A 13,467-nucleotide genomic window follows, 5' to 3' on the forward strand; every position below is an offset into this window, starting at 1 on the left:
GGCCGGCCTTTCGTAGTCATCTCGTAGCGTCAGGCCTACGCCTTGACCAGCGGTCCCTTCGGCGCCGGCCCCTTCGAGCCGCCGCCGGACTTCGGCTTGCGCTTGCGCGCGGCCGGAACTTCGGACTTCGGCGTGACCGGGCCCTCGACGAACTCGAAGCCGATCTTCTCCTCGACGCCGGATTCGTCCTTGACGAGAACGACACGGACGTGACCGCCGCCCTTCAGCTTGCCGAACAGCACCTCGTCGGCCAGCGGCTTCTTGATGTGCTCCTGGATCACACGACCCATCGGCCGCGCGCCCATCTGCTCGTCATAGCCGTGCTGGATCAGCCAGGCCTTGGCCGGTTCCGACAGCTCGATCGTGACGTCGCGGTCGGCGAGCTGGGCCTCGAGCTGCAGCACGAACTTCTCGACGACCATTCCGATCACCTCGACGTTGAGGTGCGCGAACGAGACGATGGAGTCGAGCCGATTGCGGAATTCCGGCGCGAACTGCCTGTTGATCGCCTCGTGGTCGTCACCTTCCCGCTTCGAGCGATGGAAGCCGAACGCCTGCTTGGCCATGTCGGCCGCGCCCGCATTCGTGGTCATGATCAGGATCACGTTGCGGAAGTTGACCTGCTTGCCGTTGTGGTCGGTGAGCCGGCCGTGATCCATGATCTGCAACAGCACATTGTACAGGTCCGGATGCGCCTTCTCGATCTCGTCCAGCAGCACCACGCAGTGCGGATGCTGGTCGACGCCATCGGTCAGGAGGCCGCCCTGGTCGAAGCCGACATAGCCAGGAGGCGCGCCGATCAGGCGCGACACCGTGTGCCGCTCCATGTACTCCGACATGTCGAAGCGCAGCAGCTCGACGCCCAGGGTCGAGGCGAGCTGCTTGGCGACCTCGGTCTTGCCGACGCCGGTCGGACCCGAGAACAGATAGCAGCCGATCGGCTTCTCCGGCTCGCGCAGGCCGGCACGGGCCAGCTTGATCGAGGCCGACAGCGAATCGATCGCCTTGTCCTGGCCGAACACCACGCGCTTGAGGGTCTGCTCGAGATGCTTGAGCACCTCGGCATCGTCCTTCGACACGCTCTTCGGCGGAATCCGCGCCATCGTGGCGATCGTGGTCTCGATCTCCTTGATGCCGATCGTCTTCTTGCGCTTGTTCTCGGCCAGCAGCATCTGCGCCGCGCCGGATTCGTCGATCACGTCGATCGCCTTGTCCGGCAGCTTGCGGTCATGGATGTAGCGCGACGACAACTGCACCGCGGCCTCGATGGCCTCGTTGGTGTATTTCAGCCGGTGATAGTCCTCGAAGTACGGCTTCAGCCCCTTCAGGATCGCGATCGCATCCTCGACCGACGGCTCGTTGACGTCGATCTTCTGGAACCGGCGCACCAGCGCGCGGTCCTTCTCGAAATGCTGGCGATACTCCTTGTAGGTCGTCGAGCCCATGCAGCGGATCGAGCCCGAGGCCAGCGCCGGCTTGAGCAGGTTGGACGCATCCATCGCGCCGCCCGACGTCGCACCGGCACCGATCACGGTGTGGATCTCGTCGATGAACAGGATCGCGTTAGGATGCGCCTCGAGTTCCTTGAGCACCTGCTTCAGGCGCTCCTCGAAGTCGCCGCGATAGCGCGTGCCCGCGAGCAAGGTGCCCATGTCGAGCGAGAACACGGTCGCGGCCGACAGCACCTCCGGAACCTCGCTGTCGACGATGCGCTTGGCGAGGCCCTCGGCGATCGCCGTCTTGCCGACGCCGGCTTCGCCGACGAACAGCGGGTTGTTCTTCTGGCGCCGGCACAGCACCTGGATGGCGCGGTTGATCTCGGAGTTTCGGCCGATCACCGGATCGATCTTGCCGTCACGCGCCTTCTTGTTGAGATTGACGCAATAGGTTTCCAGCGCCTCGCCCTTTTTCTTGGAGTCCTCGTTGCCCTTGGCTTCGGTCTCCTCGTCGACGCCGCGAACCGGGCGCGCTTCGGAGACACCAGGGCGCTTGGCGATGCCGTGGCTGATGTAGTTCACGGCATCGTAACGCGTCATGTCCTGCTCCTGCAGGAAGTACGCGGCGTGGCTCTCACGCTCGGCGAAGATCGCGATCAGCACGTTGGCGCCGGTGACCTCTTCGCGGCCCGACGACTGAACGTGGATCACGGCGCGCTGGATCACGCGCTGGAAACCTGCGGTCGGCTTGGCGTCGTCGCTGCCGTCCGTGACCAGATTTTCGAACTCGGTTTCGAGGTAGTTCACGAGACTGCCGCGCAGCTTGTCGAGGTCGACGCTGCATGCGCGCATCACGGCCGCTGCATCGGAGTCATCGATCAAGGACAGAAGGAGGTGTTCCAGTGTCGCGTATTGATGATGACGCTCGTTGGCGATCGCCAGCGCACGATGCAGGGATTGTTCAAGGCTTTGAGAAAAAGTCGGCATGCGCGTCCTCTGTGGCCCCTTGCCATCATGATCGCCGCCGCCCGGTCAGGCAACAACAACCTTCGTCAAATATAGTTATAACCGAGTGCGACAAAAGACCGGCCGAGCCGCTCGATTACGGGTTCACCGGATCGTCAATGCAAAACCCGTTCCGATTGCGGCAAATCCGGCGGCGACAACCGAACGGCGCACGCCGCCGAGCGGGGAGAGATAAGGACCAGAGCGGCCGTAATTCTTCGGACGAGAAGTGAAACCTGCCCGGATTGCGCTGACCTCGTCTGCAGCAATTTGCGGCTTTCGATGCCCTTCGTCCGATGCCGATTCGCGGTGATCAATCGCGCAGCGCCCCAGCCCCCGCCCCTGGCTTGCAGATGCGCGCGTCGGCGGCCCCCTTCGCGGAGGGAGCCGGCTATTTCTTCTCCATCACACACTGCAACGGGTGCTGGTGCTTGCGGGCGAAGTCCATCACCTGCGTCACCTTGGTCTCGGCGATCTCGTAGGTGAAGACGCCGCACTCCCCGATGCCGTGATGATGCACGTGGAGCATGATCTTGGTCGCGGCCTCGACGTCCTTGTTGAAGAACTTCTCCAGGACGTGAACGACGAATTCCATCGGCGTGTAATCGTCGTTCAGGATCAGGACGCGGTAGAGGTTGGGGCGCTTGGTCTTCGGCTTGACCTTGGTGATCACGGACGTGACCGGGCCACCGGTGCCACCGGACTTGTTGTCGTTATTGCTCATCCTGGGCGCGGATCGGTTCAATCTGGAAGTTGGCTGCGACATCTTGCACGCGTTAGATATGGCTGCGAGGCTCCCAATAAAGAGTTTCCCTCGGCGGGTTGCTCTCAATAAGGGGTGCCCCCCGACCTGTCCCCTGCCGGGCCGCTTTCCGCCACCCGGTCCTGCTTTCCAGATCGCCTGTCCCAGCCGACCGGTCCGGTCGGACCGACACCGGGAATATGGGTCAGCGCCCGGTTTGCCGCAAGCGCAGGCCCGGGACGGACCGACGCTCCGGCAGGACCGATTCCCTGCCCCGGCGATGAGGCGCAAGGTTAATCAAACCGGTCGCATTTTACAAAGCCCATTCAGCGGGCATTGACAGGGAACCAGCCCGGTTGCGGGCGCGGCGCCACGCTGCGGGCATTGGCCCGGTGTTTCGCGGTTTCGATTTACCCGTCCTTGACGAAGCCGAACCGAAAACACCTGCAGAAAACCATAATTGGTGAGCGACATGACCGATGTCTCCTTCATTCGACTCTGCCGCCGCGCCGTCCGACGGTTCGCCTGCGACCGCGGTGGCAATATCTCCATGCTGTTCGCCATCGCGCTCGTCCCCATCCTGGCCTTCGTCGGGGCAGGCGTCGACTACAGCCGGCTGAACGCCGCGCGGTCGTCGATGCAGGCGGCGCTCGACTCCACCTCGCTGATGCTGTCGCGCGACCTGGCGCAGGGCACGATCAGCGCAGCCGACATCGGAACCAAGGCAAGCGCCTATTTCAAGGCGCTCTACACCAGCACGGACGCACAGAACGTCACCGTGACGGCCAGCTATACCGCCTCGACCAGCTCGTCGGCCTCCAACATCCAATTGTCGGCCAACGGTCAGATCGTCACCCAGTTCATGAAGATTGCCGGCTTTCCGACCATGGACTTCGGCGCCAAAACGACATCGACCTGGGGCGACGTGAAGATGCGGGTGGCGCTCGCGCTCGACAATACCGGCTCGATGGCATCCAGCGGCAAGATGTCCGCGCTGCAGAACGCCGTGGCCGGCAGCGGCGGGCTGATCGACCAGCTCAGCGCGCTGGCCAAGACCCCGGGCGACGTCTACATCTCGGTCGTTCCATTCGCCAAGGTCGTGAACGTCGGCGCCAGCAACTACGCCAAGGACTGGATCGACTGGACCGACTGGCAGAATCCGCCCACGATCCAGCCTGCCAATGGCTCCTATCAGGCCGCAATCCCGAACGGCAGCTACACGCAATCGCAATGGGACATGGTGGGACCGGGATCCTCCTGTCCGTTCAAGTCCGGCAACGGCTTTCCCTACTTCTCCTGCACCAGCGACCCGGCGACCGGGAGTTCGAGCGCCTCGCGGATTCCGACGAGTGGGAGCTACACGGGCTACATCTGCCCGGGCTACGATTCCGCCTCGCACAGCTATTACAACGGCTGCTGGAACAGCGTTCAGACCAGCACGCGGGTGAACTGGTGCACCGGCAGCTATTGCAGTTGCCCGACCAGCGGCAGCAATCTTCCGAACAACACGTGTAGTTGCACGGGAAGCGGATCCAGCACGGTGTGCAAGGTCAACACCTTCACCCACACCTGGGTCGCCAACACCAAGAGCACCTGGACCGGATGCGTCGCCGACCGCACCCAGCCGAACGACGCAAATGCCGTGTCACCGGCGACCTCCGACGTGACGACGCTGTTCCCGGCCAACCAGCACATGGAGAACAACATCCAGTACTGCAGCAGCACGGCCTCCACGAAACTCGCGGAAATCGTGCCGCTCAGCTACAACTGGAGCTCGCTGAAGAGCGCGGTCAACGCCATGCAGCCGACCGGCGGCACCAACCAGGCGATCGGACTTGCCTGGGCCGTGCAGTCGCTGATTCCAAACGGCGTGCTGGGCGCGCCGGCGGAGGACGTCAACACCACCTATAACCGTGTCATCATCCTGCTGTCGGACGGCCTGAACACCGAGGACCGCTGGCCCGAATACGGCAACGGCTCGTCGCAAGCCTCGGGCAACCCGATCGACGCGCGCCAGGCCCTGCTCTGCTCGAACCTGAAGAACACCAAGGATTCGAAGGGCAACGCGATGTACACGATCTACACGATCCAGGTGAACACGAGCTCGCCCGCCGATCCGACCTCGGCCGTGCTGCAGAACTGCGCCAGCAGTCCCGACAAGTTCTACATGCTGACGAGCTCGAGCCAGATCGTGACCACGTTCAACTCGATCGGCACCGCATTGTCGAAGCTGCGCGTCGCCAAATAACAGAAGCGCCGGGCACCGACAGCGCTCCACCTTCAGCCAACAAAAAAGCCCGGCGCAAGCCGGGCTTTGTGCTCCCTGCGGGCGCGAACGGTCAGTGCGCGGCCGGCGGGGTGAACTTGGCAGCGATGCCTTCCAGCGGCTTGAACGCCTGCTTGGCGAGATCCGAATACAGCCCGGCGATCTTCTGCGAATCGGCGACGAAGGTCTCGTAGGCCGACTTGGCGAACTCGGTCTGCACCTCGAGCACCTTGTCGAACGACTTCACGCCCTGGAGCTTCTCGACGAACGACTTGGTGTCCTCGAACGACTTCTTGGTGTAGTCGCCATACGCGGTGGCGATGGCCTGAAGGCCGTTCTGCACGGTGGTCGCGGAGTTCACGACGGTCTCGAACTGCTCTTTGCCGTAGTTCTGAAAGTCTTCAACCTTAAACATGTGGCATTCCTTTCCCTGATTTTGAGCGCCCTCAGGGAAGCCCCGGCTCCCTGACGCATTCATAATATAGTGCAGCGCACAAAAAAATCAAGAATCTTGTGCAATGCACCATCCCGGGCATTGCGGTCTCGACGCACCGTCGGACGCCCCAAGCCGGGGCAGTTCGGCAGAAATACCAGCCATCGCCGCAAGGTTTCTTTAATCCTTTGGCAACTCGACCGTCCTAACCTCTCCGGTGGTCCCGGCCAGCGTCGGCCGAACCGTAAAGCTGTTCTAAAACAGCGTCTTAACAAAACCTCAGTTCGAGGCCTTCGATGCTTGGCAGCGTCACGGCGCGATCGGGAGGTCCGACAGGCACGGTTACGGGGGCGTTCGGCACAATTTCGCCTTACGAGCCGGTGATCACGTCAGAAATTGGACGGGGATTTCATGCTTCGCAAAAAAATGGCTTCCTCGCGCCTGTTGCGAGTTGGCGTCTACGGACTGATCACCCTCGCGACGGCAGCAGTGGTCACGGTCGACAGCGCGGAGGCGCGTCGGCGCCATCGGCAGCATCACGCGCGTCACTCCCCCCATAATGACGAGGGCAGCTACAGCCCGGCGTTCGCGTCGATCGTCGTCGACGGCAATTCCGGCGCGACGCTGACGGCGACCAATCCCGACGCCTTGCGGCACCCCGCCTCGCTCACCAAGATCATGACGCTCTATTTGCTGTTCGAGCGGCTCGATTCCGGCAAGATGAAGCTCGATACCGAGATGCCGGTGTCCGAGCACGCCTCCGAGCAGTCGCCGACCAAGCTCGGCTTGCGCCCCGGCCAGAGCATCCGCGTCGAGGACGCGATCAAGGGCCTCGTGACGCGCTCGGCCAACGACGCCGCCGTGGTCATCGCCGAAGCGATCGGCGGCGACGAGGACGAGTTCGCCAAGATGATGACGCGCAAGGCGCGCTCGCTCGGCATGAGCCGCACCACCTATGTGAACGCCTCCGGCCTCCCCGCCGACGCGCAGATCACGACGGCGCGTGACCAGTCGATCCTCGGCCGCGCGATCCAGGACCGCTTCCCGCGGTACTACCGCTACTTCTCGACGGTGGTGTTCAATTATCGCGGCCAGTCGATCCGCAACCACAATCATCTGCTCGGCAATGTCGAGGGCATCGACGGCATCAAGACCGGCTACACCCGCGCCTCCGGCTTCAACATCGTGACCTCGCTGCGCCGCGGCAACCGCCATCTGATCGGCGTCGTACTCGGCGGCCGCAGCGGCGGCTCGCGTGACGCCATCATGCGCAACCTGCTCGCCGAAAATCTCGACAAGGGCGCGACCCGGCGCACCGTGGCGGCGATCGGCGAGCGCGGCGGCTCCGACAGCGGCGATGCCGATCAGGGCACGATGCAGCTCGCCTCGGCGGCGCCGGAGACGCCGGCCCCGAGCCGCGCCTCCAAGATCATCTCAACCCTCTCGGAAGCCACCGCGGCCCTGCCGCCGGCGGCACCGAGAGAGGCCAAGGTCGAGCCGGCGCCGATGACCTCCGGCGTGATCCAGAGCCAGCCGATGTCGATCGTTCCCGGCTCGACCGAGCCGATGAAGCCGGTCAAGGTCAGGACGGTCCAGGTCAAGGCCGGCGCGGTCAAGCTCGCGACCGCCGCGCCGCAGCCGGCCGCCCCTGCTCCCGCACCCTTCGCTCAGCGTGTCGAGGCCATCGAGCCGGCGCCGCCGATCGCCCGTACCGAGGCCCCCCGTCCCGACATGCCGCCGCAGCCGCCGGGCCATGGCACCGGCAACGGCATTCTCGGCGTGCTGCCCGCCTCCAGCCTGCCGGCAGGCTCGTCGCAGGCCATGGCCTATGCGGCGCCTCCGGCCCAGCCGGCGCCGACGCAGATCGCCTCCGCGAGCGCTGCGCCGGAGCTTCCGAGCAAGCCTTCCGTCACGCGCAGCGGCTGGATCATCCAGGTCGGAGCGCTGGACAACGAGGCCGAGGCCCAGAAGCGGATCGAGGCGGCCCGCAGCTCGGCACAAGGTCTCCTCAGCAAGGCCGATCCCTTCACCGAGACGGTTGCGAAGGGCGACAAGACCCTCATCCGCGCCCGCTTCGCCGGGCTCGATCGTGATCAGGCCGAGGCCGTCTGCAAGAAGCTGAAGCGCGCCGACATCTCCTGCATGACCGTGCACAACTAACGCCGGCACTGATCCTGTTCCGATGAGGCCCGCGCGACACAGCGCGGGCCTTTTCGTTTGCGGACCACGCGATCGACGGCGGGACGCACGGGTGCAAACCACTCGTCAAGGATTTCCCGCTAGAACTTTTTCACCATGACGAACGATCGTGCCTGGCAAGGGCGAGAGCCGCCGGCGTCGACAAAGTTGCGTTGAAAGCGGGTTCGGTGTTGTGGCGTTGGTGGCGTTGCCGGAGTTAGCCGTGATGCGTACGAAGCAGAGTATCCTTGGCCTCGTTCACCCGGGCGGCGAGGTACGTCGACCCCCCTTGGTCGGGATGCAGTTTCTTCATGAGCGCGCGGTGGGCACGCCCGATCTCGTCTCGCCCCGCGCCCGGCTGCAGGCCAAGGATCTGATAGGCCTCCTCTTCCGTCATTTTGGAGCTCGACGCCGCGCGGCCCTGCCGCCCTGCCGCATCGCCCTGCGCGTGCTGACGCCAAGCGGGAAACCGGCGGTCCAGATAAGTTTCAAGTAGAGCGACGCTGTCGGCATCGAGGCTCGGCGTCATCGCGGCGAGCTGCGCCAGATCGAACTCGTCCAGCGACCGGCCGGCATGGGCGCCGGCGACAAAGCGGCCCTGCATCTGCCCGCTGTCATGATCGAGCACCATCTCGATGAAATGCGAGCGCACCCGCGAGCTCTGACCGGACGAGCGCTGCCCACCCAGCCCGAACATGCTGCCGAAATTGCCGAGACCACCGGGTGACCAGCCGAGCAGCCCCGCCCCGAACAACCCGATCGGGATCGCCACCACCAGCTCGCCGCGGAGGCCGGTGAAGGCTGCCACCGCAAGGCAGCCGATACCGCCGGCAACCTTGATCGCGCGCGCCAGCGCCGCCGGATTCGCGTTCCGGAACATCTGCAGCAACAGATAAAGGGTGATGACGGCGACGGCGCCAGCGATCAGTGTCATGGCCCGAATATAGGGCGTGCCGGGACAAAAAGCATGATCGGCTGCGTCCGCGACCGGCAGGCTCGAGCCGCTGCGCCGGGCTTGACGTTGGCGGCCGCCGAAATCGATCTCTACTTCATCTGCCCGATCAGGCGTGCCGCGCCCGCTTCGGAGCCGGCCAGCCGGAGCAGCGCCGCGCGGCCACCCGCCGCGTAGGCCGCGGCGGCGCGCAGAAGGTCGCGCAACTGCGCGGATGCGCCGGGATCGAAGCGGCACCATGCTCCCCCCGACAGCCGCGCCATCTCGCGAAACGCCTGCTCGGCCGCGGGCTCATGGCCCTCCTGGAACATGAACAGCGGGACCTTCAGCAGCCCGAGCTCGCCGGCCTTTGCGCAGAGCACGTCGACATTCTCCTCCATCGCGTCGCCAACGAACACGACGGCGCGGATTCCGGATGCTGTCGCATGGCGCCGCGCCTCGGCAAGAACCTTGCCGATCTGGGTCTGGCCGCCGCGGCAATCGATCTTGCCCATCAGCCGGGCGAGCTCAGCGCTGTCGGAGATCCAGCCAGTGGCGCGGCATTCATCGAAGCCACGATAGTACACCAACCGGATATCGAGGCTGCCGAGTGCGGCGGCCTCGCGAAACATGTCGGCCTGCAGGGCACAGGCCATGTCCCAGGTTGGCTGGCGGCTCAGGGTCGCATCAAGCGCAAAGACGAGACGACCTCTGGTCCCCTGAGCTGCTGGAGCCACGGCCTTGGCCTGCGCAACGAACGCCGCAATGGCGTCTGCGGTGGAGCGCTCATTGTCGGGCAACCGCTGCTGGCGCGATCCCTCTTCGGCCGAGGTCAACGGGGCAGAACCGGGCTTCGAACGATCATCGACCATGCACGCACCTTGCTCGGACGCGCATCATGTGGGCAGGCGGACGGACGGCTTCAACGACGGCAACGCATCTACCCGCCGACGTGGCAGGCAAGGATCAGGCGAGGCTGGCGCGCGCCCCGGCGGCTTGCGCGCTCAATGCGTCAGCGGCTTGGCCGGCGTCGCGGTCTTGCCAACCGGCGCATAAGGCGCGACGGGACCCGGATCGAGCAACGGGGTCTTGGTCTCGACCGGCCCGATGTCGCTGGTGCTGTCGCTATCGGCGAGGAACTTGTCCAGCATGGCCTGGATCGACGACTTGGCGTCGTCAGGTCCGGTGTCGCGCATGTCGTTGTGCTGGAAGTCCGTCTTGACGACGGTGATGCCTTCCTTCTCGCAGATGTCGTCGCTCGGGATCACGCCGGGATCGGTCTTGAATTGCGGGTCCTTCGAGCGGAACGACAGGATCTTGAACTTGCCGTCGGTGACGAACGGGACGCGGAGGTTGTCGAGCGTGACGACCTTCCGGACGTCTTCGGGATACTGCTTGGCGAAATACATCGAGATGTCGCCGCCCATCGAATGACCAACCATCGTCAGATGATCATAGTCGGCATTCGGCTGCACCTGGTGCATCTGCTCGACGGCGAACCGGATGTTGGCGACACCGCGCTGGATCTGCGGCAGCCGGCCGACATAGGGCTCGCCGACCTTCGTCACCATCGGCGCATCGGTCGGCAGGTCGTGCTGGATGCTGACCGCCATGTAGCCGCGCGCAGCAAATACGTTGGCCAGGAACGAGTACTCGGTGAACTTGACGGTGTTGCCGTGATTGAGGATCGCGACCGGCAGCTTGATCATGCCGGCTTCGGCCTGCATCTCCTTGTCGCGCCGGACGGCCACGGCGACCTCGACCAGCCGGTTGTCGCGCGAGGCGTCATAGAACCTGATGGTCTCGTGCCGGATAGCCCACTTGCTCGCGGTGAAGTAGCCGACCGCCGCCAGCACGCTGACAGACACAAGAACGGTTATTCCACGCTTCATGTTTGTCCCTCGGGAGCACAATCAAAGGTAGTTTTGAACCTGTAAGACTCTCGCGACCCGTTCTGTTTAATATATGTAACGGCGCTGTGACAGGAAGACCAAATGTTGTGTATCCGTCGCCCGTTCGTTGTGCGCCGCACCTAGTTGCTGTGCAGCATAGCTGGGTTCCGCCGCCCGTCTCTTGCGACTTGAGCCCTGAACGTCAGGTTCAAATCAGTCATGAATTTGACGGTAATCTAGCGAAATTGGCGGCTGCGGCGTTGACCTGAGACAAATCTTCCTCCGTCCGCCCCCAAACAGGCCGGGCGCGCCGTTACCCGCCACCGCTGTCCGCAGATTGTTTAACCAAGCCGGGCGCACGTTCAACGCGCACAATGTCTCAGGCGAGGTCTCGCCCGAATGCGGACGGTATTCAGGCGCTGATGATGTCGTGCAGGTCGAGTGGCTTGTCGACCTGGGCGAACCATTCGGCGCGGTTCGCGGCGCGGCGGCGGCCGCGCTCGTCCAGCGGCAGCTTGAGCTGGCGCAGCAGGCTGGTGACCTCCTCCCGGGCCGTGACGTGGCCGAGATTGGGGCGGGTGCCCAGGGTCGCCTCGTCGATGTCGTCGAGCGCGGTCAGTCCGCGCGGGAAGAACTCACGGTAGACGACGCGTTCGGCAAAGCCGTCGATGGCGCGAAAGCCGAGCCGCAGCGACAGGTCCTTGAGGCCGTCGGCGACCAGTTGCTTGTTGCGGGAGCCGAGCATCGACAGCCGGTTGCGGACCACGATCCAGTCGGTCATCGCACCGTCCACCTGGCGGCGCTTGCGCCGGACGTCACGCACCATCTCCGCATAGTGGCTCTCGCCGGTCACGGCATAGGTCGCGGGATCGACCGTTCCCAGCACGTCGAAGTCGAGGAAGCTGTCGTTGATCGGCGTGACCAGCGTATCCGCCATCGAATGCGCCAGGCGCATCAGGTAGCTGTCGTTGCCGGGCGTATCGATGACGATGAAATCGAACGAGCGTTCGACGGCGCTCACGGCCTCCATGAACTGCTGGAACTCGGTGTTCTCGTTCTCGTCGATCTGCAACGTCCGGCCGAGCTGGATGCAGTAGTGCGTCGGCAGTTCGAGGCGCAGTCCGGTGCGGCGCGCCCAGGCGCTCCGGTTGTTGATGTAATGGGTGAAGCTCTGCTGGCGGCAATCGAGATCGATCGTGGCGACACGCTGGCCGGCCTTCAGGAGTGCCACGGCAATGTGCAGGGCGGTGGTCGACTTGCCCGACCCGCCCTTCTCGTTTCCAAGCACAACCACGTGGGCCGAGCCCGATTGTCCTTGGCTAGTTTGCACCAGCATGTTGTCGACCTCTTACGATCATCTTCGAGTCACGGTCGTCTGCGGTCAAGTGAAATGCATCGTCATCGTGAATCCCACGGGGGACGCATCCTCCGCTACTACTTGACGCGCGCGTTTACCAACTCCGCATCGGACGCGGAGACGTGCTAACAGGCGTATTCAAGTATGCTGAGCGGCGTGTCGCGTTCTTGTTAAGGGCAGTCGCCCGAGCGTCAAGGCCGAACAGTGCAACCGCAATTTTTCGCTGTGAGATCGAGCAAAAATGTCACGAAGCCCGCGCGTCGCCCGCACCGTTTCCGCCCTCCGCCGCGAGCTCGACAGCTTGCGCGCGAGAAAAGCCAGCATCGCGCTCGTGCCGACCATGGGCGCCCTGCATGAAGGGCACATCTCGCTGGTCCGGCTGGCGAAGCGCCGCGCCGACAAGGTGGTCGTCTCGATCTTCGTCAACCCGACTCAGTTCGCGCCGACGGAGGATTTCGGGTCCTACCCCCGGACCTGGAAGGAGGATGTCGCGAAACTCGCGGCCGAGCGCGTCGATCTGATCTGGCATCCCGACGCGAAGGCGATGTATCCGGACGGCTTCGCGACGCGGATCGTGCCGGAGGGCGCGGCATTGGCCGGGCTGGAGGATCGCTTCCGTCCGCATTTCTTCGGCGGGGTCGCGACCGTGGTCGCCAAGCTGTTCACGCAATGCCGGCCGGACGTCGCGATCTTCGGCGAGAAGGACTATCAGCAGCTCCGCGTCGTCGCCCAGATGGCGCGCGACCTCGATCTCGGCGTCCGTGTCGTCGGATCCCGTACGGTGCGCGAACGCGACGGACTCGCGATGTCGTCGCGCAATGTCTACCTCACGGCAGACGAGCGGCGGGCGGCGCCGACGCTGCACCGTGTCCTGAAGGAGCTGGCGGCCCGGCTGCGCGCCGGCGACGACATGCAGGCGGCCATTGGGGATGGCGCCGCCGCGATCACCGAAGCCGGCTTTGCCTTGGACTATCTCGAGGTCCGCGACGCCGAGACGCTGGCGCCCATCGCCCCGAACGAGTCAGGACCGAAACGCATCCTGGTCGCGGCCAAGATCGGAACCACGCGACTGATCGACAATATCGCCGCGTGAGCCGCCGGGAGACCAGCCGTCCGCCAACACCGTGAGCGCGCCCTCGCCCGCAAGGCAGAGGCAAGGACAACTGACGCCGCGTCGAGCGTACGCCCGGCCCTTGCGAGCGAGGCTGACTTCCGCCTCGCGTGAGA

10 protein-coding genes are annotated in these 13,467 nt (G+C 64.5%); 3 read left to right on the plus strand and 7 right to left on the minus strand.

Features of this window, described 5'->3' with window-relative positions; all coding sequences use genetic code 11:
- Positions 1 to 35 precede the first annotated feature (35 nt).
- On the minus strand, positions 36 to 2,423 hold the full coding sequence (gene clpA, locus QX094_RS34275) for an ATP-dependent Clp protease ATP-binding subunit ClpA (protein WP_315718374.1): 2,388 nt from the start codon (positions 2,421 to 2,423) through the stop codon (positions 36 to 38).
- Positions 2,424 to 2,832: 409 nt separating this feature from the next.
- Positions 2,833 to 3,165: an ATP-dependent Clp protease adapter ClpS gene (gene clpS / locus QX094_RS34280; protein WP_008960690.1), complete on the minus strand. Its 333-nt coding sequence runs from the start codon at positions 3,163 to 3,165 to the stop codon at positions 2,833 to 2,835.
- Between the two features lie 490 nt (positions 3,166 to 3,655).
- Here clpS and QX094_RS34285 point away from each other — a divergent pair, with 490 nt between their 5' ends.
- On the plus strand, positions 3,656 to 5,431 hold the full coding sequence (locus tag QX094_RS34285; RefSeq protein WP_315718373.1) for a pilus assembly protein: 1,776 nt from the start codon (positions 3,656 to 3,658) through the stop codon (positions 5,429 to 5,431).
- 91 nt (positions 5,432 to 5,522) lie between these two features.
- On the opposite strand, the gene QX094_RS34290 is transcribed toward QX094_RS34285, so the two are convergent.
- A complete protein-coding gene (locus QX094_RS34290; RefSeq protein WP_316188509.1) occupies positions 5,523 to 5,864 on the minus strand; it encodes a phasin family protein in 342 nt (113 codons plus the stop codon).
- A 429-nt stretch (positions 5,865 to 6,293) separates the two neighbouring features.
- Between QX094_RS34290 and QX094_RS34295 the strand changes: the two genes are divergently transcribed.
- On the plus strand, positions 6,294 to 8,042 hold the full coding sequence (locus QX094_RS34295; RefSeq protein ID WP_315827276.1) for a D-alanyl-D-alanine carboxypeptidase: 1,749 nt from the start codon (positions 6,294 to 6,296) through the stop codon (positions 8,040 to 8,042).
- 235 nt (positions 8,043 to 8,277) lie between these two features.
- Here the strand turns inward: QX094_RS34295 and QX094_RS34300 are convergent, their stop codons facing one another.
- From QX094_RS34300 to QX094_RS34315, 4 genes are all read right to left on the minus strand, one after another.
- A complete protein-coding gene (locus QX094_RS34300; RefSeq protein WP_316188514.1) occupies positions 8,278 to 8,994 on the minus strand; it encodes a DnaJ domain-containing protein in 717 nt (238 codons plus the stop codon).
- Positions 8,995 to 9,104: 110 nt separating this feature from the next.
- A complete protein-coding gene (locus QX094_RS34305) occupies positions 9,105 to 9,863 on the minus strand; it encodes a VWA domain-containing protein (protein ID WP_316188510.1) in 759 nt (252 codons plus the stop codon).
- 132 nt (positions 9,864 to 9,995) lie between these two features.
- A complete protein-coding gene (locus tag QX094_RS34310) occupies positions 9,996 to 10,883 on the minus strand; it encodes an alpha/beta fold hydrolase (RefSeq protein ID WP_315718369.1) in 888 nt (295 codons plus the stop codon).
- 412 nt (positions 10,884 to 11,295) lie between these two features.
- Positions 11,296 to 12,219, minus strand: coding sequence for a division plane positioning ATPase MipZ (locus QX094_RS34315; protein ID WP_315718368.1), 924 nt, complete (start codon positions 12,217 to 12,219; stop codon positions 11,296 to 11,298).
- A 262-nt stretch (positions 12,220 to 12,481) separates the two neighbouring features.
- Here QX094_RS34315 and panC point away from each other — a divergent pair, with 262 nt between their 5' ends.
- Positions 12,482 to 13,333, plus strand: coding sequence for a pantoate--beta-alanine ligase (gene panC, locus QX094_RS34320; protein WP_315718367.1), 852 nt, complete (start codon positions 12,482 to 12,484; stop codon positions 13,331 to 13,333).
- The last annotated feature ends 134 nt before the right edge of the window (positions 13,334 to 13,467 follow it).

The sequence above is a fragment of the Bradyrhizobium sp. SZCCHNS1050 genome (genome assembly GCF_032484785.1).
Lineage (GTDB): Bacteria > Pseudomonadota > Alphaproteobacteria > Rhizobiales > Xanthobacteraceae > Bradyrhizobium.